This window comes from Sphingopyxis sp. 550B (assembly GCF_057401805.1).
On the sequence record NZ_CM171610.1, the window covers coordinates 1,551,782 to 1,571,454 of the forward strand.

The 19,673-nt window shown below is 68.3% G+C and carries 21 protein-coding genes; 9 read left to right on the forward strand and 12 right to left on the reverse strand.

The window, feature by feature from the left end:
* Positions 1 to 61 precede the first annotated feature (61 nt).
* Both AC2S9W_RS07220 and AC2S9W_RS07225 read left to right on the forward strand, forming a co-directional pair.
* On the forward strand, positions 62 to 829 hold the full coding sequence (locus tag AC2S9W_RS07220; protein WP_067109147.1) for a TorF family putative porin: 768 nt from the start codon (positions 62 to 64) through the stop codon (positions 827 to 829).
* Between the two features lie 588 nt (positions 830 to 1,417).
* Positions 1,418 to 2,116 carry a TorF family putative porin gene (locus tag AC2S9W_RS07225; RefSeq protein WP_486571799.1) on the forward strand — a complete coding sequence of 233 codons (699 nt, stop codon included), beginning with the start codon at positions 1,418 to 1,420 and terminating at the stop codon, positions 2,114 to 2,116.
* Positions 2,117 to 2,159: 43 nt separating this feature from the next.
* Here AC2S9W_RS07225 and AC2S9W_RS07230 read toward each other — a convergent pair whose 3' ends face one another.
* The 4 genes from AC2S9W_RS07230 to AC2S9W_RS07245 all read right to left on the reverse strand — a co-directional run bounded on the left by AC2S9W_RS07230 (position 2,160) and on the right by AC2S9W_RS07245 (position 7,308).
* Complete coding sequence (locus AC2S9W_RS07230; protein ID WP_076074163.1) at positions 2,160 to 3,308, reverse strand: alpha-hydroxy acid oxidase; 1,149 nt, start codon at positions 3,306 to 3,308, stop codon at positions 2,160 to 2,162.
* A gap of 102 nt (positions 3,309 to 3,410) precedes the next feature.
* On the reverse strand, positions 3,411 to 4,631 hold the full coding sequence (locus AC2S9W_RS07235) for an NAD(P)/FAD-dependent oxidoreductase (RefSeq protein WP_486571800.1): 1,221 nt from the start codon (positions 4,629 to 4,631) through the stop codon (positions 3,411 to 3,413).
* Positions 4,631 to 6,262, reverse strand: a complete 1,632-nt coding sequence (locus tag AC2S9W_RS07240; RefSeq protein WP_486571801.1) for an amidohydrolase — start codon at positions 6,260 to 6,262, stop codon at positions 4,631 to 4,633. The genes AC2S9W_RS07235 and AC2S9W_RS07240 overlap by 1 nt, the downstream gene beginning before the upstream one ends.
* Before the next feature lie 167 nt (positions 6,263 to 6,429).
* The gene (locus AC2S9W_RS07245) at positions 6,430 to 7,308 is read right to left on the reverse strand and encodes an NAD(P)-dependent oxidoreductase (protein WP_082737101.1); all 879 of its coding nucleotides are present in this window, start codon (positions 7,306 to 7,308) and stop codon (positions 6,430 to 6,432) included.
* Between the two features lie 58 nt (positions 7,309 to 7,366).
* Here AC2S9W_RS07245 and AC2S9W_RS07250 point away from each other — a divergent pair, with 58 nt between their 5' ends.
* The 3 genes from AC2S9W_RS07250 to AC2S9W_RS07260 all read left to right on the forward strand — a co-directional run bounded on the left by AC2S9W_RS07250 (position 7,367) and on the right by AC2S9W_RS07260 (position 9,697).
* Positions 7,367 to 8,617: a threonine ammonia-lyase gene (locus AC2S9W_RS07250; RefSeq protein WP_104959343.1), complete on the forward strand. Its 1,251-nt coding sequence runs from the start codon at positions 7,367 to 7,369 to the stop codon at positions 8,615 to 8,617.
* 172 nt (positions 8,618 to 8,789) lie between these two features.
* Positions 8,790 to 9,188, forward strand: coding sequence for an acyl-CoA thioesterase (locus tag AC2S9W_RS07255; RefSeq protein ID WP_486572064.1), 399 nt, complete (start codon positions 8,790 to 8,792; stop codon positions 9,186 to 9,188).
* Positions 9,185 to 9,697, forward strand: coding sequence for a GNAT family N-acetyltransferase (locus AC2S9W_RS07260; protein ID WP_486571802.1), 513 nt, complete (start codon positions 9,185 to 9,187; stop codon positions 9,695 to 9,697). Before AC2S9W_RS07255 ends, AC2S9W_RS07260 begins: the two co-directional genes overlap by 4 nt.
* Before the next feature lie 10 nt (positions 9,698 to 9,707).
* Here the strand turns inward: AC2S9W_RS07260 and AC2S9W_RS07265 are convergent, their stop codons facing one another.
* Positions 9,708 to 10,037 (reverse strand): DMT family transporter, encoded by a 330-nt coding sequence (locus tag AC2S9W_RS07265; protein ID WP_067112112.1) that lies wholly within the window; start codon positions 10,035 to 10,037, stop codon positions 9,708 to 9,710.
* A 101-nt stretch (positions 10,038 to 10,138) separates the two neighbouring features.
* Between AC2S9W_RS07265 and AC2S9W_RS07270 the strand changes: the two genes are divergently transcribed.
* On the forward strand, positions 10,139 to 10,621 hold the full coding sequence (locus AC2S9W_RS07270; protein ID WP_076074181.1) for a GNAT family N-acetyltransferase: 483 nt from the start codon (positions 10,139 to 10,141) through the stop codon (positions 10,619 to 10,621).
* A 3-nt stretch (positions 10,622 to 10,624) separates the two neighbouring features.
* On the opposite strand, the gene AC2S9W_RS07275 is transcribed toward AC2S9W_RS07270, so the two are convergent.
* On the reverse strand, positions 10,625 to 11,320 hold the full coding sequence (locus AC2S9W_RS07275; RefSeq protein WP_076074184.1) for a class I SAM-dependent methyltransferase: 696 nt from the start codon (positions 11,318 to 11,320) through the stop codon (positions 10,625 to 10,627).
* Complete coding sequence (locus AC2S9W_RS07280) at positions 11,313 to 11,771, reverse strand: Rrf2 family transcriptional regulator (protein WP_076074187.1); 459 nt, start codon at positions 11,769 to 11,771, stop codon at positions 11,313 to 11,315. Before AC2S9W_RS07280 ends, AC2S9W_RS07275 begins: the two co-directional genes overlap by 8 nt.
* A 248-nt stretch (positions 11,772 to 12,019) precedes the next feature.
* Between AC2S9W_RS07280 and AC2S9W_RS07285 the strand changes: the two genes are divergently transcribed.
* Complete coding sequence (locus AC2S9W_RS07285; protein WP_486571803.1) at positions 12,020 to 12,529, forward strand: GNAT family N-acetyltransferase; 510 nt, start codon at positions 12,020 to 12,022, stop codon at positions 12,527 to 12,529.
* Here AC2S9W_RS07285 and AC2S9W_RS07290 read toward each other — a convergent pair.
* The 4 genes from AC2S9W_RS07290 to AC2S9W_RS07305 all read right to left on the reverse strand — a co-directional run bounded on the left by AC2S9W_RS07290 (position 12,508) and on the right by AC2S9W_RS07305 (position 15,476).
* Positions 12,508 to 13,275 (reverse strand): alpha/beta fold hydrolase, encoded by a 768-nt coding sequence (locus AC2S9W_RS07290; RefSeq protein ID WP_486571804.1) that lies wholly within the window; start codon positions 13,273 to 13,275, stop codon positions 12,508 to 12,510. The genes AC2S9W_RS07285 and AC2S9W_RS07290 overlap by 22 nt on opposite strands.
* Before the next feature lie 20 nt (positions 13,276 to 13,295).
* Positions 13,296 to 14,465 carry a PQQ-dependent sugar dehydrogenase gene (locus tag AC2S9W_RS07295; protein WP_486571805.1) on the reverse strand — a complete coding sequence of 390 codons (1,170 nt, stop codon included), beginning with the start codon at positions 14,463 to 14,465 and terminating at the stop codon, positions 13,296 to 13,298.
* A gap of 193 nt (positions 14,466 to 14,658) precedes the next feature.
* Positions 14,659 to 15,294 carry a sigma-70 family RNA polymerase sigma factor gene (locus tag AC2S9W_RS07300; protein WP_486571806.1) on the reverse strand — a complete coding sequence of 212 codons (636 nt, stop codon included), beginning with the start codon at positions 15,292 to 15,294 and terminating at the stop codon, positions 14,659 to 14,661.
* The gene (locus AC2S9W_RS07305) at positions 15,291 to 15,476 is read right to left on the reverse strand and encodes a NepR family anti-sigma factor (RefSeq protein ID WP_104960286.1); all 186 of its coding nucleotides are present in this window, start codon (positions 15,474 to 15,476) and stop codon (positions 15,291 to 15,293) included. The genes AC2S9W_RS07300 and AC2S9W_RS07305 overlap by 4 nt, the downstream gene beginning before the upstream one ends.
* 582 nt (positions 15,477 to 16,058) lie before the next feature.
* Here AC2S9W_RS07305 and AC2S9W_RS07310 point away from each other — a divergent pair.
* Complete coding sequence (locus AC2S9W_RS07310; RefSeq protein WP_241942687.1) at positions 16,059 to 16,685, forward strand: sigma-70 family RNA polymerase sigma factor; 627 nt, start codon at positions 16,059 to 16,061, stop codon at positions 16,683 to 16,685.
* Positions 16,686 to 16,835: 150 nt separating this feature from the next.
* Here AC2S9W_RS07310 and AC2S9W_RS07315 read toward each other — a convergent pair whose 3' ends face one another.
* Positions 16,836 to 17,633, reverse strand: a complete 798-nt coding sequence (locus tag AC2S9W_RS07315) for a response regulator (RefSeq protein WP_212597628.1) — start codon at positions 17,631 to 17,633, stop codon at positions 16,836 to 16,838.
* A 210-nt stretch (positions 17,634 to 17,843) separates the two neighbouring features.
* Here AC2S9W_RS07315 and AC2S9W_RS07320 point away from each other — a divergent pair, with 210 nt between their 5' ends.
* Positions 17,844 to 19,382, forward strand: a complete 1,539-nt coding sequence (locus tag AC2S9W_RS07320; RefSeq protein WP_212597627.1) for a sensor histidine kinase — start codon at positions 17,844 to 17,846, stop codon at positions 19,380 to 19,382.
* The last annotated feature ends 291 nt before the right edge of the window (positions 19,383 to 19,673 follow it).

Consider the following 19,673-nt stretch of genomic DNA (forward strand, 5'->3'; position numbering starts at 1 on the left):
GCGGCTCTTTCGGCGCCGCCGAAGGGACGGAACAGGCGATAATCGAAAAAAAGGGACATCCATGACACGACACCGCACAGCAGGCCTGGCCGCGTTCGGCGCTACTGCGTTCATCGCTCTGGCCGCCTTCGCGACGCCGGCTCTCGCGCAGGACCGCGGTATCGGTGTCGGCCCGATCGCCGTTTCGGGCAGCGTCGATCTCGTCTCCGATTATCGGTTTCGCGGCCTGTCGGAATCGGGCGGCGACGTCGCGATCCAGCCGAGCGTCACGATCAGCCACGACAGCGGCCTCTATATCGGCGCCTGGGGATCGAATATCGAGGACACGCCGACCTATGGCGAGATCGAGGCCAATATCTACGGCGGCTATGCGACCGAGATCGCGTCGGGGACCGAAGTCGACGTCGGGCTGACCTATTACTGGTATCCCGACGGACGCAAGGCGGCGGGGCCGTCGGACTATGTGGAGGCGATCGGCCGGTTGTCGCACACGCTGGGGCCGGTCGAGGCGACGGGCACGCTCGGCTATGCGTGGAGCCAGGCCGCGCTCGGCAACGACGACAATCTCTATCTGCGGTTCGACCTCGCGGCGGGCATCCCGACGACGCCGGTCACGCTGTCGGGATCGGTCGGCTATACCGACGGCGCGCTCGGGGCATTCGCGCCGGGGGGGCATTATTGGGACTGGTCGATCGGTGCATCGGCGAGCTTCGGCCCGATCACCGCGGGGATCAAATATGTCGATACCGACATTCCCAAGACCGGGGTGAAGGCGATCGACAAATATTATGACGCGGGCGTGGTGCTGTCGCTGGGGGTATCCTTTTAGCGATGGCATGATGCGGAACCGCCGCTCATGGGCTGGCGGCGTCGCATCTGCCCGCCTGTTGCGGCTAGACCGTGATGACATCGAATGGAATCGTCATTGCGAGCGGCGAAGCCGCGCGGCAATCCAGAGCAGGCATAAACCGCTCTGGATTGCTTCGCTCCGCTCGCAATGACGAAGTAGGTCAATCCAAAGTCATCAGAGTCGAGCGAACGAGTTCGCAAGCCTCGCTGCTCCTCCCGCAAGCGGGAGGGGGCAGATTTGTTCAGCGAAGGATATGGGGAGAGGCTGGCGCGCGGCGATACAATAGGAAAGCCTTTTTGCGGAGGGCGCACGGCCTCCGCTCCGACTCTTCTCTTCGGGGCCTCTCTCGCAACTCCGGTGTCGGCAACTGTTGCCGATTTGTCGCATGGCAAAGCCAAGCGCGCGCCGATGCATTTTTTGTTTGTGCGCCGCAGCATTTTGACCGACACAAAGCCTGTGCGGAAGGACCGGCCCTGACAGAGGCCGGCCGCCGCGCAGCAGGCAGGGACGATCCATTCAACTTTCGAGGATCAACCCATGACAAATCTCTCTCGCGCATGCGCCTGCATGCTCCTTGTCCTGTCCGCCGTGCCGGCCACCGCTTTCGCGCAGGAGGCTTCGGACGACGGCATCACCATTTCGGGCAATGCCACCGTCGTCAGCGACTATCGCTTCCGCGGCTTCAGCCAGTCGAACGAAGAGGCGGCGATCCAGGGCGGTTTCAGCATCGGCCACGACAGCGGCCTCTATGTCGGCACCTGGGGGTCGAGCATCGGCTTCGCGAACGGGACCGAGATCGACGTCTTCGCCGGCTATGCGAAGGAGGTGGCGCCGGGGCTGACCGCCGATATCGGCGCGACGCTCTATCTGTATCCCGGCACCTCGAACACGTCGGTGATCGAGCCCTATTTCGCGGTGTCGGGCGACCTTGGCCACGCATCGATCAAGACCGGAATCGCGTGGGCGCCGGGCGGCCAGGACTCGCTGGGCGATGCCAGCGGCGTCTATCTCTACACCGACGCCGGGCTCGCCATCCCGAACACGCCCTTCACGTTGAAAGGCCATGTCGGTTACGCGAAGAGCGACAGCTTCCTGGGCGGCGCCGACGGCGATGTCGTCGATTATTCGGTCGGCATCGAAGCGAGCTGGAAGGCGCTGACGGGCAGCATCGCCTATGTCAACACCGACGCGCCCAAGGCGCTGGGGTTCAAGGAGGCGGTGGGCGCCGACGGCGCGGTGATCTTCACGCTCGGCGTGTCGTTCTGAGATGCGGCGGGGCGGCTTCCGGCGGCCGCCCCGTTCGCTGGATTCAGCGCCAGCGCAGGTTGCCGCGCGACAGGTCGGCGAGGCTTTTCGCGCCCATCAGCTTCATCCCGCGCTCGATCTCGGCGCGGAGCAGCGCGACCGCGCGCGTCACCCCGGTCTCGCCCGCGGCGGCGAGCGCATAGAGATAGAGGCGGCCGCCCGAACAGGCTTTCGCCCCGACCGATAGCGCCTTCAGCACGTGGGTGCCGCGGGTAATGCCGCCGTCGCAGATCACCTCGACCTTGTCGCCGACCGCGTCGACGATGTCGGCGAGCGCGTCGAAGGGCGCAATGCTGCCGTCGAGCTGGCGCCCGCCATGGTTCGACACCATGATCGCGGTGGCGCCGATGTCGACCGCGCGCCGGGCATCCTCGACCGCGACGATGCCCTTCAGGCAGAAGGGACCGTCCCATTGCTTGCGGATCGCCTCGGCGCGCCGCCAGTCGAGGCTCTGGTCGAGCATCGTGGTGAAATATTCGGCGACCGACCGGGGAACGCTCGACCCTTCGGAGACGTGCGTGGCGAGGTTGGGCAGGCTGAACTTCTCGCGGCAGACATAGTTGAGGCCCCAGCCCGGCTTGATCGCATAGCTGAGCATGTTGCGCGCGGTGAAGCGCGGGGGAGAGGTGAAGCCCGAGCGCAGGCAGCGCTCGCGATTGCCGCCGACGATCGTGTCGACCGTCAGCGCGACCGCGTCGAAGCGCGCCGCGCGCGCCGCGTCGAGCATCGCGCGGTTCAGCCCCTCATCATGATGGACATAAAGCTGGAACAGCTTGGGGCCGCCGGTCAGCGCGCCCGCCTCCGCGAGGCCGATCGTCGCGAGGCTGGAGATGCCCGCGACGGTGCCCGCGTCGGCGGCAGCGCGCAGCACCGCGCGCTCGCCCTGCCAGTGGAACAGCCGCTGGAGCGCGGTCGGCGACAGGAACAGCGGCATCGCGACCTCGCGCCCGAACAATGTCGTGCGCATGTCGACGGTCTCCACGCCGGTCAGCACGCGGGGGATCAGGTCGCAGCGATCGAAGGCATCGCGGTTGCGGCGGCGCGTCACCTCGTCGTCGGCGGCGCCGTCGATGTAATCGAACACCGGCCACGGCAGGCGCCGCTTCGCCAGCGCGCGGAAATCGTCGATATTGTGGCAGTCGGTGAGGCGCACCCTATCCCCCGTTCGTCCTGAGCCTGTCGAAGGACAGTCCTTCCTTGCAACCTATGAAGGAAAATACGGCCCTTCGACAAGCTCAGGACAAACGGAAAAGACCTATCCTGTGAGCCCACCCGTCAGCCGCGTCAGCGCCCAGCGTGGTTCGATAGGGCGCGCGGCATCCCCGACATGCGCGGCGACGCGCGCGCCGATCGCCGGGGCGAGCGCGAAAGCGCGGCCGGCGCCGCCGCCGACCAGCCACGCGCGCGGCTGGTCCGGCAGCCGGTCGAGCAGCAGGTCGCCGGTCAGGGTGCGGCAATCGTGCGCCGCCGCGCTCGCGACGACCGGCGCGTCGGCCAGCCGCGGCAGGCGGCCGGTCAGCCATTGCCGGACCTCCGCCAGCGCGCGTTCATCGGCGCGGCGGTCGAAGCTGTCGGGGTCGACGGTGGCGTCGGGCATCCCCTTCCAGCAGCGCAGCCCCACCCCCTCGACGTCGGGGAGCAGGGTGAAGCCATAGGCGCGGTCGACCAGCGCGGGCATCGCGGGCGGACGGAACTGCGTGTCGCCCTGGCCGGCGCCGAAATGGAAAAGCTGATGCCGGACTGCCGACAGCCGCTGCGGGGTCAGGATCTGGGGGAACAGCTCGGTCAGCCAGGCGCCGCTCGCATAGACGATGCTTTCGGCGGTGCCGCCGTCGGGCAGCACATAGAGGTCGCGCCGTTTGTCGCGCAGCGGCGCGGGCATGACGACGGTCTCGGGCTCGACCTGCGCGTCGAGGATGGTTTCGAACACCCCGCGCCGCCCGGCGATCATCGCCGCCTTTTCGGCGAGCAGCGCGCTTTCGTCCGCGCGCCACGCGATCTGGGTGAAGCGGTGGCGCAGCCGGTCGCCGGCGAGCCGGTCGGCCCCGCGCGGTTCGCCGGCCGCCTCGGCCGCGGCGGCCTGCGTCGTCACGGTTTCGCATCGCGTCACGATCGGCAGGCTGGCGCTGTCGGACAGGCGCTGCCACGCCTCGATGCTGTCCTCGACCAGCCCGGCATAGAGCGCGTCGCCGTCCTGCACCGGATCGAGCAGCATCGTCGGCAGGTTCGACGCGGCCCGGCCGTTGCCCGCGCCATAGGCGTCGAACAGGCGGACGCTGCGTCCCTGCCGCACGAGGTGCCACGCGGTCCAGGCGCCGATCGCGCCGGCGCCGACGACCGCGACGTCGACATGCTTTTCGGGCGCCTTCGCACCCTTGCGCCGGCGCGACGCGCGCGGCTCCTTCTTCGCTGCCGCCCCGAGCGCAAGCGCCGTCGGAACCGCGGCGAGCGCGCCGAGCAGGCGGCGGCGATCCATCAGCCGCCCTTCTTCCGGTAATAGCGCGACCCGCCGATCCAGGTTTCGAGCGGGGTCATGCGGCGGATCTCGTCGGGACTGGCGAGCAGCGGATCGCTGTCGACGATCAGGAAATCGGCGCGCATTCCGGGCATCAGCGTCCCCAGCCGATCCTCGGCGAAGGCGGCATAGGCGGCGGTGCGGGTGAAGCCGTCGAGCGCGCTCTCGCGGCTCACCGCTTCCTCGGGATGCCAGCCGCCGAAGGGCTGGCCCGCGGCATCGGTGCGCGAGATGGCGGCGGCGATGCCGGGGAAGGGGTTCGCGCTTTCGACCGGCACGTCGGACCCGAAGGCGAGGCGGACCCCGGCATTCTCCAGGCTGCGCCAGGCATAGGCGCCCTTCAGCCGTTCGGGCCCCAGCCGCGCCTCGGCCATCAGCCGGTCCGACGGCTGGTGGATCGGCTGCATCGAGGCGATGACGCCGAGCTGCTTGAAGCGCGGGATATCGGCGGGATCGACGATCTGCGCATGCTCGATGCGCCAGCGGCGCTCGCCGGGCAGGTCGGCGTTGAGGTCGGCGATCGCGTCGAGCGCCTCGGCATTGGCGGCGTCGCCGATCGCGTGGATCGCGACCTGGAACCGGTCCATCGAGGCGCGCACCATCTTGTTGCGGAGCTGCGCGGGGGTGAGCAGCGGCAGCCCCTTCTGCCCCGGCGCGTCGGCATAGGGCGCCTTGAGCCACGCCCCGCGCGAGCCGAGCGCGCCGTCGAGATACAGCTTCACCCCGACCATGCGCAGCCGGTCGTCATAGAGCCACGGCGTCGGTTCGGGCCCCGCGATCAGCGCCATGTCGCCGACATCATGGCCATAGGAGAGGATGCGAACCGTCAGCTGTCTGCGGTCGCCGGCGCGGCGATAGGCCTGCCAGTCCTCGATCGTCGTGCCCATGTCGGCGATCGCGGTGATCCCCTGTTCGATCAGCTTCGCCTGCGCGAGCAGGAAGGCGCGGTCGAGGTCGCGCGCCAGCGGCTTCGGCCGCGCGGCGTCGATCAGCGCCGCCGCCGCGTCGACGAACACGCCGCTCGGCTTGCCGCCCGCCATCTCGATGCGCCCGCCCTCGGGCGCTTTCGTGGCGGCGGTGATCTTCGCCGCCGCCATCGCGGCGCTGTTCGCCCAGCCGGCATGGCCGTCAACGCGTTCGAGCCAGACCGGGCGGGCAGCTTCCACCGCGTCGATGTCGGCGGCGGTCGGAAAGCGGCCGAGACCCCATTTCTCCTGATTCCACCCGCGCCCGATGATCCACGGCATGTCGGGATTGGCGGCGGCATATTTGCGGATCGCGGCAAGCGCTTCGTCGAGCGAGCGCGTTTCCGACAGGTCGAGCGTCATCAGCGAAAGGCCGAGCCCCATGACATGGCCGTGCGCGTCGATCAGCCCGGGAATCAGCGTGCGGCCCTTGCCGTCCTCCTTGAAATCGGGTCGCTCGGGCCGCTTGTCCTTGCGGTCGAGCAACTGCTTCACCTTGCCGTCATTGTCGATGACGAGCCCGGTGAAGTGCACGACCTTGCCCTGCTGGTCGAGTGTGATGCCGTTGACATTGTCGACCAGCGTGTCGGCGTGGGCCGGGGCGGCGAGAGTCGAAGCGGCGAGCATCAGTAACCCCCTCCCGCAAGCGGGAGGGGCAGCGAGACTTGCGAGCTTGCTCGCTAGTCGCAGCGGGGTGGGCAGGCGGCGCAGCCGGCCGGCAACCGGACCCGGCTTCGCCGGACCGGGTTTGGCCGCCCCTTCCGCTTGCGGGAGAGGATGTTTCCCTTGACCTCTCACTTCGGCAACCGCGTCACCAGCGAACTGGTGTCCTTTCGCCCGCCACCGGCCTTTTGCACATCGGCATAGAATTGATCGACCAGGCTGGCGACCGGCAGGGTCGCGCCATTGGCGCGCGCCTCTTCCAGCGCGAGGCCGAGGTCCTTGCGCATCCAGTCGACCGCGAAGCCGAAATCGAATTCGTCCTTCGCCATCGTGCCCCAGCGATTGAGCATCTGCCAGCTTGCCGCCGCGCCGCCCGATACCGCCTCGAACACCTTGTCGGTGTCGAGCTGCGACGCCTGCGCGAAGCGCAGCGCCTCCGACACGCCCTGGATGGCGCCGGCGATCGCGATCTGGTTGACCATCTTCGTCGTCTGTCCCGCGCCGGGACCGCCGATGTGGACGATGCGCCCGGCATAGGCGCGCATCACCGGCTCGGCGGCGGCAAAGGCCTCGGGCGATCCGCCGCACATGATCGACAGCGTTCCCGCCTGCGCCCCCGATTCGCCGCCCGACACCGGGGCGTCAAGGCTCATCAACCCGAGTCCCTCGGCCTCCGCGGCAAGCCGGCGGGCAATGCGTGCCGAAACGGTGGTGTGGTCGACGAACAGTGCGCCCCGGCGCATCGCCGCGAAGGCGCCGTCGTTGCCGAGCGTCACCTGCGCGAGGTCGTCGTCGTTGCCGACGCAGGACAGGACGACGTCGGCATCGCGCGCCGCCTCGGCGGGAGTCGCCGCCGCGGTGCCGCCGTAATGCGCCGCCCATGCATCGGCCTTGGCCCTTGTCCGGTTGTAGACGGTGACGCTGTGTCCCGCCCTGACGAGATGACCCGCCATCGGTCCGCCCATGACGCCGGTGCCGATGAATGTGACGCGCAATGTCCGTTCGCTCATGCACAGGTCCATAACCATGGTTTGCGTGCCGCGCCAGATGGGGTTAGGGCGCAGCGCTATGACCGATCAACTCACCCTGACCTCCGCCGCCGATTTCTCGGCGATCACGCTCGACGACGTGCGCGCGGCGGCGGGGCGAATTATGGGTGCGGTCGTTCGCACGCCGACGCTGAAGTCGCAGACGCTGTCCGAACTCGTCGGCGCCGATGTGTGGCTGAAGTTCGAGAATCTGCAATTCACCGCCGCCTACAAGGAACGCGGCGCGCTGAACGCGCTGCTGCTGCTCAGCGAAGAGGCGAAGGCGCGCGGGGTGATCGCGGCGTCGGCGGGCAATCATGCGCAGGGTCTGGCCTATCACGGCAAGCGGCTGGGTGTCCCCGTGACCATCGTCATGCCGAAGACGACGCCGCAGGTGAAGGTGTCGCAGACCGCGAGCCACGGCGCGCAGATCGTGCTGTTCGGCGAGAAGTTCGACGACGCCTATGCCCATGCGCGCGAGCTGGAAAAGGAACGCGGGCTGACCTTCGTCCATCCGTTCGACCATCCGCACACCGCGGCGGGGCAGGGGACGGTGGCGCTCGAAATGCTCGAGGACGTGCCCGAGCTCGATACGCTGATCGTGCCGATCGGCGGCGGCGGGCTGCTCAGCGGCATGGGAACCGCGGCGCGCGGGATCAAGAACGACATCCGCCTCGTCGGGGTGCAGGCCGAGCTTTATCCCTCGATGTACGCCGAACTGAACGGCGTCGACATGGCGTGCGAGGGCGATACGCTGGCCGAGGGGATCGCGGTCAAGGAGCCGGGGACCTATACCCGCCGCCTCGTCGCCGAGCTCAACGACGATATCGTGCTCGTCGCCGAACGACATCTGGAGCGCGCGGTCAGCCTGCTGCTCCAGATCGAGAAGACGGTGGTGGAGGGCGCGGGCGCGGCGGGCCTCGCGGCGATGCTCGCGCATCCGGAGGAGTTCACCGGGCGCAAGGTCGGACTCGTCCTGACCGGCGGCAATATCGACACGCGGCTGCTCGCCAACGTGCTGCTGCGCGACCTTGCGCGATCGGGCCGCATCGCGCGGCTGCGCATCCGGCTGCAGGATCGGCCCGGGGCGCTGTTCAAGGTGATGGAGGTGTTCAACGCCGAGCAGGTGAACATCATCGAAATCTATCACCAGCGCATCTTCACGACGCTGCCCGCCAAGGGGCTGATCACCGATATCGAGTGCGAGGCGCGCGACCGCGAGCATCTCGACAAGCTGGTCCGGGCGCTGCGCGACGCGGGTTATATGGTGACGACGGTCGAACTGGCGTGATTTTCCCCTCCCGCTGGCGGGAGGGGTAGCGAGGCTTGGCAGTTTGCTGCCTAGCCGCAGCGGGGTGGGCAAACCGCCAACGCTTCATGCCCATCCCGCTGCGACTGGCGAACAAGTTCGCAAGTCTCACTGCCCCTCCCGCTTGCGGGAGGGGGATGCTATGGGATCGATGATGCGAACCTTCACCCTCTCCCTCACCGCCACGCCTGACACGATCGACGAACTCGGCCATGTCAACAATGCGGTCTGGGTCCAGTGGATTCAGCAGGTGGCGACCGCGCACTGGAATGCCGCGGCGCCGCAGAGCCACAAGGATGCCTATGTCTGGGTCGTGGTGCGGCACGAGATCGACTATCTGCGCGCGCTGGGGCCGGGCGGGAACGTCACCGCGCGGACTTGGGTCGCCGATGCGCCGCAGGGCGCGAAGTTCGATCGTTTCATGGAATTCACCGGCGCGGATGGGCGGGTCCATGTTCGCGCGCGGACGGTGTGGGCGCTGCTCGACAAGGCGAGCGGGCGGCCGCTGCGGGTGACGGCCGCGGTCGTCGCGCCCTTTCTGGACGCGCCATGAGCGGCGGCGCGGCGGCGTGGCGCCCGATGCGTGCCGACGACCTGCCCGCGGTCGCCGCGATGTCCGATGCCGTGCACGGCGCCTTCACCGAACCGCTGACGACCTTTGCTGAACGCCTCGCCCTCTATCCGCAGGGGTGCCATATCCTCGAAAGCAGGGGGATCGAGGGCGAAGGGGCGGCGATCGGCTATCTCGTCACTCATCCGTGGCGGCTCGGAGCGCCGCCGAAGCTCGGGGCCGCGCTGGGTGCTCTCCCGGCCGACCCCGACAGCTATTATCTCCACGACATCGCGCTTCTGCCCGCGGCGCGCGGCCAGCGGGCAGGGGAGGCGGCGGTCGCGCTGGTCCTGAACCTCGCGCGGGCGGCGGGTCTGCCGGTGATCGAACTGGTCGCGGTGGGCGGTGCCGACGCCTATTGGCAGCGCCTGGGTTTCGCCTATGCCGCGCCGGGCGCCGACGGTCCTTACGGTCCCGGCACCTTCGTCATGCGGCGGCCGGTGGACGCGTAGCGTCCCAGCGCTATTGGGCGAGGCTTTCCGAAAAGACGTTCATCACGATCACCCCGGCGATGATCAGCGCCATGCCGACGATCGCGGGCGTGTCGAGCTTCTGCCCCTGGAACAGCCAGGCGACGGTCGCGATCAGCACGATGCCGACCCCCGACCAGATCGCATAGGCGACGCCGGTGGGCATCGCGCGCAGCGTCAGCGACAGGCAATAGAAGGCGACGGCATAGCCGACGATCGTGACGAGCGACGGGCCGAGCCGGGTGAAGCCGTGCGATTCCTTCAGAAAGGAGGTTGCGACGACCTCCGACACGATCGCGATGAAAAGATAGACATAGCTCATGGCAGGCGCTCCTCGCCCCACGGGGATATGCCGCCCGGCTGGGCGCGTCCAGCCGTCGCGGCGCTTGCTGGCGCGGCGGCGGCGCGATAGGCACGGCGGCCATGCAGATACGATCCGCCACCCCGGCCGACGCGGCCGCCATCTGGGCGATCATCGGGCCGACGATCCGGGCCGGCGATACCTATGCGCTCGATCGCGACATGGGGGAGGAACAGGCCCTCGCCTATTGGTTCGGGGCCGACAAGGAAGTGTTCGTCGCCGAGGTCGAAGGGGCGGTGCTCGGCACCTATTATCTGCGCGCCAACCAGGCCGGCGGCGGCGCCCATGTGTGCAATTGCGGCTATATGACCGCCGCCGCCGCCACGGGGCGCGGCATCGCGCGGGCGATGTGCGATCATTCGGTCGAGCGCGCCAGGGCGCGCGGCTTTCGCGCGATGCAGTTCAATTTCGTCGTCTCCTCCAACGACCGCGCGGTCCGGCTCTGGCAAAGGCTGGGGTTCGAGGTGGTGGGACGCCTGCCGGGCGCGTTCGACCACCCGGCGCACGGGTTCGTCGACGCGCTGGTCCTGTATCGGACGCTCTGACCGTCAGGCATAAGCGACCCAGCCGCGCCAGGTGAAGGCGGCATAGAACAGCGCGACGCCGGAAAAGCCTGCGGCGCGCAGGACCGCCTCATCCTCTTCGGGCGACAGCATGGCGACGTGGCGGGCCACCGCATCGCGTCCTTTCGCCGTCGCATCGGGGTCGGCACCCGAAGCGACGGCATAGGCGGCATAGCGGTCGAGCCAGCGGTCGCGCTCTCCGGGTTCCTGGGGGAAGCTGCCGTGCGCGACGACGAAGGGCGCCCCGGGGCGCAGGCGTTCGCGGACCGCCGCCGCCGTGCGTATCCGTTCGTCGCGGTCGAGGAAATGCAGGGTGAGGAGGCAGGTGGCGCCGTCGAAGGGACCGGCGGGGGCATCGTCGATGACACCCTCGACCAGATTCGCACGCGCCGCGTTCGGCCCGAGCATCTGCGCGGCCATCGCCAGCATCGGCCCGGCCGGATCGACGCCGGTGAAGCGCCAGCCGGGGTGAGCCTCCGCCATCGCCTTGAGCTCCAGTCCGCCGCCCGCTCCCAGCGCCAGCACATGCCCGCGCTCGGGAACATGCTCGGCCAGCAGCAGCCCGGTCATGCGATGGAGGCCGTCCATACCGGGCACGAAGCGGCGCGGGCCGTCGGCATAGTGCGCGACCGTTTCGGGGTCTTTGAAATGGTCGAGGAAATACTGGATGGCTTCAGCCATGAACAGGGTCCTTGCAGGCAGTGGGGAGCGCGGCGAGGCGCGCGTGGAATTCGTCGGCGAGCGCGGCCAGCGTCACCCGTTCGAACCGTGCGAGCAGCAACGCCTCTGCCTCGCGAAAGCCTGCCTCGAGGGCTGCGTTCACGGCCTGTTCGACGAGGCAGTCGGGCGCATCGTCGCGATTCCCCATTGCGATCAGCGCCGGACGGCCGATCGCACGATAGATGTCGGCCAGGCTGATCGCAGCCAGGTTTCGCGCGACCGTCCATCCCCCGCCATGCCCTTTCTCCGAATGCACCAGCCCCGCGTCGCGCAGCCCGCCCAGCAGGCGGCGAACGACGACGGGGTTGGTCCGCATCGCCTTTGCCAGCTGGTCGGACGTTCGCGGTTCCCCTGCGTCCGCCATGTGGAGCAAGATGTGGAGAACGCCCGAAAGACGGCTGTCGCGTTTCATGTAACTTTAATTAGTGCGTGATGGACACGAGTCAAGCCGACTTGATCGGCGCGCGCGGGGATGCTAGACGCGCCGGCGTGATGACCAGCGACCGATCTCCACGTTTCAAGGCCTATTGGCGCTCCTTTACCTAAGGAGCGGCATGGCATCACCTATCATGACCATTGCCGCCGTGTCGGAAGGCGCCTGGTCATCATCCCGAAACCACACCCTCTCTGCCACGGCGCGCCCTTTCGGAAAGCCGCAAGATGACAGAGACATTGATCCGCCTGACCACCGCGCGCTGCCGCATCGACCGGCTCGACGCCGCCGACGCGCCCGCGCTCGCCGCGATCACCGATGCGTCGGTGACCGAGCAGGTGCATTTCCTGCCCACCCCGTTCACCGAAGCCGATGCCCGCGCGCTGATCGCGCGTTCGGGCGGCGATGACGTCTTTCACGCCGTGCGCGAAGGCGCGGCGCTGATCGGCGTGATCGGGGTGCATCGCCGCGGCCGCGATCACGAGGTCGGATACTGGTTCGCCGCCACGGCGCGCGGCCGGGGCCTCGCGCGCGAGGCGGTCGCGGCGGTGGTGCGCGATCTGGCGGCGGCGCGGGCCGGCGGCACGATCGTCGCCGAATGCCGTCCGGGCAATGCGCGCTCCGCAGCGCTGCTGCGCCGGATCGGCTTCGTGCCGACCGGGCAGGCGGGCCGGCGGCCGGGGCGCATGCTGTTCGCGTGGCGCGCGGGCGCCGACTACCGGATCGACGTCTGCTGATCGCGCGCCGCGACCTCTTCGGTCAGCGCTGCGGCGATTGCGGCGACCGAGGTCGGAGCATAGGCGAACCCCATATGGCCGCAATCGACCTCGACCTGCCGGTCGCTTTCGTGCGGCAGGCCGCGCGCGCTCGCCGCCGCGACGACCCCGTCGTGCGCCGACCACAGGGCGAAGGTCGGCATCTCAGGGCGCGGGGCCGGGTGGAAGTCGATCGGCGGATTGTCGACCGGATGGCGCGCGATCAGGTGATAGAGCCGCCACGCGCGATTGGCGCGGCGGCTGCCCGAAAAGGGCGATCCCAGCGTGACGACGCGCGCCACCCGGCCGGGGTGATGCTTTGCATATTCGCGGGCATAGATGCCGCCGAGGCTCCAGCCGACGAGCGCGGGCGCGCGGCCGGTGCGGTCGATGATCCATTGGACGCGCGTGTCGATCCGCTCGATGATGTCGGCGGTGGCGCCGCGATTGAAGCCGAGGCCCCAGGCATAGCAGCGAAAGCCCGCGCGGCGCAGGTCGGCGCGCAGCCCCTTGGTCGACCAGTCGCCGGCGAGGAAGCCTGGAAGAACCATCACCGGCGGCCACGGGCTGTCGGGGTTGGGTTCCGGCGGCATCGGGCGGACGCGCCCGCCCAGCGCGCGCAGCAGCGCCGCGACCTCGCGCCACAACAGGCCGAGCGGCGGCGGCGCGTCGGGATCGGGAACGCGGGCCGGCCATTCGGCGCGGCGCGAGAGCAGGGTGCGGATCATGGCATGCGCCCGCGCGGGGATCAGCCCTTCGGGACCAGCTTCAGCAGCTTGCCGTCCTTGCCGTCGCTGAGCAGCCAGACGCTGCCGTCCTCACGCACCTCGACCTCGCGGATGCGGGTGCCGAAATCCCAGCGGTCGGCCTTGTGCAGCCGGTCGCCGTCGACGCGCATGCGGATCAGGCCCTGCCCCGACAGCGCGCCCATCAGCAGGCTGTTCTTCCAGCCGGGATAAAGGTCGCCGCCGTACCAGGCGAGCCCCCCCGGCGAGACCGACGGATTCCACCACAGTTTCGGCGCGGCGAATTCGGGGCGGGTCGCATGGTCGGGGATCGGCTTGCCGTCATAATGGTCGCCGTTCGACACGATCGGATAACCGTAGTTGGCGCCGCGTTCGACCAGATTGACCTCGTCGCCGCCCTTCGGCCCCATTTCCTGGTTCCACAGCCGCCCGGCGCCGTCGAAGGTCAGCCCCAGCAGGTTGCGGTGGCCGAGCGACCAGATCTGCGCGGTGACGCCGCCCTGCGCGGCAAAGGGGTTGTCGGCAGGAACGCTGCCGTCGGGGTTCAGCCGGACGACCTTGCCGAGATTGGCCTTCATGTCCTGCGCCGGGTCGAACTTCTGCCGCTCGCCGGAGGTGATGAAGAGATGCTTGCCATCGGGCGAAAAGGCGAGGCGGTGCGAGAAATGGCCACGGCCCGGCACCTTGGGGTCCTGTTTCCAGATGATGCGGAGGCCGTCGAGCCGCGGCGCGTTGCCCTGGACCAGCTTTGCCGTGCCGACGACCGCGCCGAAATTGTCGCCGTCGCCCGCCTCGACCCAGCTCAGATAGATGGTGCCGGCGGTCGCGAAATCGGGCGCGAGGATCACGTCGCCGAATCCGCCCTGCCCGCCGTAGGCGACCGGCGGAACGCCCGCGACGTCCAGCACCGGCCCATCCTCCTGCCACAGCTTCAGCTTGCCCGCGCGTTCGGTGACGAGCGCCTGCCGTCCGCCGGGAAGGAAGGTCATCGCCCAGGGCTCGTCGAAGGCCGCCGCCGTCTCGACGGTGAAGGGCGCGTCGGCAAGCGGCGCCGCGGGCTGCTCGCCCGAGGCGTCGAGCCGCGCATTGTCGGCGGCGTTGCTCGCCGGGCCGGTCGAACAGGCCGCGACGATCATCGCGGCGGAAAGGGCGAGGGCTGGAAGCTTCATCATCGCAAATACTCGCTTGGCTGGGGAGACGGATGCAGTCTGGCGCGCGATCGGCCGAATGTCGAGCGGGAGAGAGTGGGGGGGCTCCGTGGCCTGGCTCTCTGGCGCCGAAGTCGTCGAAAAGCCGCCGGAAGGCGGAGGCCAGAGTGTCCTCGCATGGCTCCGGGTCCCCGTCTTCGCGGGGACACGGTGTCCGTCAGCGCCGCGATTCCTCGCGGCGTGCGGCGATGGTTTCGACGCTGTCCATGATCGCGTCCATCGCTTCGCTCGCCGGGGGCGCGTCGGCGCGCTTCTGCGAGAACTGGCCGCGCGTCATGATCTCCTCGAGCGCGCCGCGCGCCCGCGAAACCCGGCTCTTCATCGTGCCGAGCGCGCAGTCGCAGATGCTCGCCGCTTCCTCATAGGACAGGCCGCCCGCGCCGACGAGGATCAGCGCCTCGCGCTGGTCCTGCGGCAATTCCATCAGCGCGCGCTGCAGATCGGCCATCTCGCTCTCCTCTTCCTGCGAGGCGGGGGTGGACAATGTGCGCTCGACCGCCAGTTCGTCGTAATCGCCGCGGAATTTGTTGCGGCGCATCTGCGACAGAAAGGTGTTGCGCAGGATGACGAAGGTCCACGCCTTGATCGAGGTGCCGCGCTCGAACCGGTCGCGCGAGGCCCAGGCCTTGACCATCGTGTCCTGCGTCAGGTCGTCGGCGAGGTCGGGATTGCCCGACAGGCTGCGGCCATAGGCGCGCAGGTGCGGAATGACGCCGGCGAGCAGCGTCTTGAATTCGCCATCGGTCAAACGCTTGTCGTCCTGCGATGGCGCCGCAGCTTGGGTTCGGGTCATTCCTTGGTCGGGCTTTTCTGATCGAGCTGGGACAGGAGATCGAGCATCCCGTCGGGCAGTCTTTCCGCGACGATGTTGCCATAGATCATGCGCAGCCTGGCGCTGACCGGCTCGGGCGACTGGCGGCCCGTCAGCGTCCGGTGCCACTGGTCGCTTCCCGTGCCCGGAAAGCCACCGTGCATCCGGCGCGGCGCGTCGACAGCGCGGCCGGGCGCATGTGCGCCGTTGATCCTGTTTTCTCCGTGCGTTGCCATTCCGAAGCAACGACAGAGGGGGCCGCAGGTTCCCCGCGTCCGATTTTTTGCGACGAGATGCGTTGCCCTAAAACCACAGTGAGCGGGCGCGGGCCCGCGTGGGCGAGGCCCTGACCTTAGGGTCAGGACCCCTTAATGGCACGTTCGAGGCGTCGAAATGGCGAAGATATCGGGCTTGGGCGGGTGCAGCGGGTAGCATCGCTACCCGCAAGGCCGCGCGGACCCGAGATCGAAGCCATTTCGGCGTCCCCCGGTTATGCGGGAGGGGGATTTGACCGATTTCGCCCATGGCTTCGTCGAAAAGTCTCGAAATATATTCATATTCCTGCGCCGTGCCTCCTCGCCCTGAGCAAAATCGCTTCAAACCTCGAACGCGCCATTAAGGGGCTCTGACCCTAGGTATTTGCCACCGGCGCGATAGGCTTTGCATCGGCGGCGGCACCCGCTAAGTAACGGCGGAATGCATGATTTTTCTTCCGCGCGGTTCTTGCGTCCCGATCGGCGCCGACCATGAGCCGCACCTCCGACATCGCCCCCTCCGGTCCGCTCGACGACGCCAGCTTCAAGCGCGAGCTGGCGGCGCTGCTGCCGCATCTGCGCGCTTTCGGCCGCAGCCTGTGCGGCAACGCCGACCTCGCGGACGATCTGGTGCAGGAAACGATGCTGAAGGCGTGGAAGGCGCGCGCCCAATATGTCCCGGGCCCGTCGAGCATGAAGAGCTGGGCCTTCGTCATCCTGCGCAATTGCTTCCTGTCGCAGATGCGGCGCCGGAAATTCACCGCCGACTATGACGAGCTCGCGGCCGAGCGGATGCTGGTCGCGCCAGACGATCAGGACGACAGCCTGCACCTGGCCGACGTGCAGCGCGCGCTGATGCTGCTGCCGGTCGATCAGCGCGAGGCGCTGGTGCTGATCGGTGCGGGGGGGCTGTCCTATGACGAGGGCGCCGAAATCTGCGGCGTGGCGGTGGGCACGATGAAGAGCCGCGTGTCGCGCGCGCGCGCCGCGCTGCACGCGATTCTCGACAGCGGGCAGATGCCGCTGCGCAGCACCGACGAACTGCCGGCGAGCGAGGCTTTCGCCGCCATCATGGGCACGGTCGACGATCTGACCGCGAACGGACCCGCCGGGGGCTGAACCCTCCTAGGGCGGATCGACATTCAGAAGATGGCGAGGCGAAAATGGTGGTTTTTCGCGACCCGGAGCGCAGCGTGCTGATGGCACGTGAGCACCGGAAGCGCGAAAAGCCGCCATTTGCAGGCCGCCAGAGCTGAATGTCGATCCGCCCTAGGCCGCGAGTTGCGGCGTGAAGAGCAGGCTCTGGCTGATCGCGGCGCGCACCGTATTCTCGCGGAAGGGCTTGGAGATCAGGAAGGTCGGTTCGATGCGGTTGCCGGTGAGCAGCCGTTCGGGAAAGGCGGTGATGAAAATCGCCGGAACCGGCGCGATCGCCAATATGTCCTGCACCGCATCGATCCCCGAGGACCCGTCGGCAAGCTGGATGTCGGCAAGCACCAGCCCCGCCTCGCTGCGCTCGAACGCCGCGACGGCGTCGTCGTGGGTCGTCGCGATCCCGGCGACCCGATGGCCGAGGTCGCGGACGATCTGCTCCAGTTCCATCGCGATCAGCGGTTCGTCCTCGATGATCAGGACCGAGGTGCGCGATTCGCGGTCGAGGTCGGCGACCGCTTCGTCGAGCAGGCTTTCGACCGTCGCGACGTTGGTGCCGGTGACGATCGCCGCCTCTTCGACAGAGAATCCCTCGAGCGCCGTCAGCAGCAGAATCTGGCGCCCCAGCGGCGTGATGCGCGCGAGGCGGCGATTGGCGGCGCGAACGAGCGGGTCCTCGGCGGCGTCGCCGTCGACCTCGCCATCCTCGATGAAGGCGCTTTCCCAGATGCGGTGGAAGCAGCGATAAAGGTCGATGCGGATGCCCTGGCCCGACCGGATCTCGTCGGGCGCGGCGACGATGACTTCCAGCAAGGTATGGACGAAATGGTCGCCATGCGACTGGCTGCCGGTGAGCGCGCGCGCATAGCGGCGCAGGAAGGGCAGGTGCCCGCGGATTTCTTCGCCCAATGGCATGTTGGAAGCTCCCTCTTTAAGCGAGTCATACGCGGCTCGCCCGCGCAGGTTCCGCTTTTCGCGCGCAAAAAAGCGTGGCGCTGCGCTGCAACTTGTCGCGTTGCGATGCGTAGACATAGCCGGGACGCGACATGGGTTCGGCGCAAGCGGGTGAATTTGCGACCTTTTTGCGATTTCGGACCCCCAGGCTTTGATTTGGGAACCGGATTCATGGCAAAGCGGCCCGGGGTGACAAACGGCGCGGACACGCCGGATCGCAGCAAGGGACAGGCATTGGCCGACGGTGGGGACAGCGAGGCAGTGCGCGACGAACGTCGCCGGCTCGACACATTGCGCGAATATCACATTCTCGACAGCGGCCCCGACCCCGCTTTCGACCGGGTGACGAAGCTGGTCGCCGACCTGTTCGACGCGCCGATCGCGCTGGTCTCGCTGCTCGACGACCGCCGGCAATGGTTCAAGTCGGCGCACGGGCTCGACCTCGCCGAAATCCCGAGCGACATCGGCTTCTGCCGTCATGTCGTTGCCGACCAGCAGGCGCTGATTGTTCCCGACGCGGCGCTCGACCCGCGCTTCCGCGACGATCCGCTCGTCACCGGCGAGCCCGGCATCCGCTTCTATGCCGGTGTGCCGTTGCTGGCCCATAACGGCGTTGCGCTTGGTACGCTGTGCATCATCGACCGCAAGTCGCGTCCTGCGCTCGACGCGCGCTTGCTCGGCCGGCTGCGCGATTTCGCGGCGATCATCATGGCCGAGGCCGAACTGCGCCGCACCGCCGCCGAGCGCGACGCGGCGCGCCGCATGCTCGAACGCGCGCTCGATTTCTCGTGCATTGCCACCTGGCAGCTCGATGCGCGCACCGACCAGCTGCGCTGGCGCGGCGCGACCGCCGAGCTGTGGGGGGCCGATTTCCAGACCGCGCTGTCGACCGGCGAGGGATTCTTCGCCCGGGTCCATCCCGACGACCGCGCGGCGGCGCGCCGCGTTCTCGACGAATCGATCGACACCGGCGATCCCTACGCGACCGAATATCGCATCTGCCATCCCGAGCGCGGGGTGCGCTGGATCGCGGCACGCGGCGACTGGGACGTGCGGGCGGACGATGCGATGCTGACCGGGATCAGCGTCGACATCACCGAACAGAAAAGCCGGCAGGAAAACGCCAACCTGCTGATGCGCGAGCTTCATCACCGGATGCGGAACCTGTTCGCGACGGTCGGGGCGATCATCTCGCTGACGCGCCAGTCGGCGCGCGACGTCGACGATTATGTCGACCGGATCAGCAGCCGGCTCGACGCGCTCAACCGGGCGCAGAACGTGCTGCTGGGCGCCAATTTCATGACCGGGTCGATGCATGCGCTGCTGCGCGAGGTGGAGGCATCCTTTCCGCGCATCCGCTGGTCCGGACCCGATCTGCTTCTCCCCGAAAATGCGCTGGTGGCGATGGCGCTGCTGTTCAACGAACTGGCGACGAACGCCGCAAAACACGGCGCGCTGTCGGCCGAAAAGGGCCGCGTCGATATCGAATGGACGCAGGACGACGAGGACGCCGACCCGCGCCTGCTGCGCCTGACCTGGACCGAATCGGGCGGCGTGGGCGCCGTCGCCCCGCCCGAACGGACGAGCTTCGGCACGCTGCTTATGGAACGCAGCGTGCGCAACAATCTGGGCGGCACGATCGAGCGTCGCTGGGAACCCGGCGGCCTGATATGCGAGATCACGCTGCCGGCGCGGTGGCGCGAGGCATAGAAATCGTCGGCTGAATTACCGACTTTCCCCGTCCGGAATGGAAGTAACGCGTTTGCTCTCTATGTTTTGTCACCCTGAACTTGTTTCAGGGTCCGCGGTCTGCCCTTGAATAGAAGGCAGCGCAGTAGGGAAGGCCGGGCCATGGATGCTGAAACAAGTTCAGCATGACGACGGGAGGATAAGCGTGCGGAAACCGAATCTCCGCTAGCCCTAACCCACGTCGCTCCATCTGCACCTCCATCTTGCGACGCCCCCTTGCGCATGCGTCGATATATTGGCATGGATAGTGCC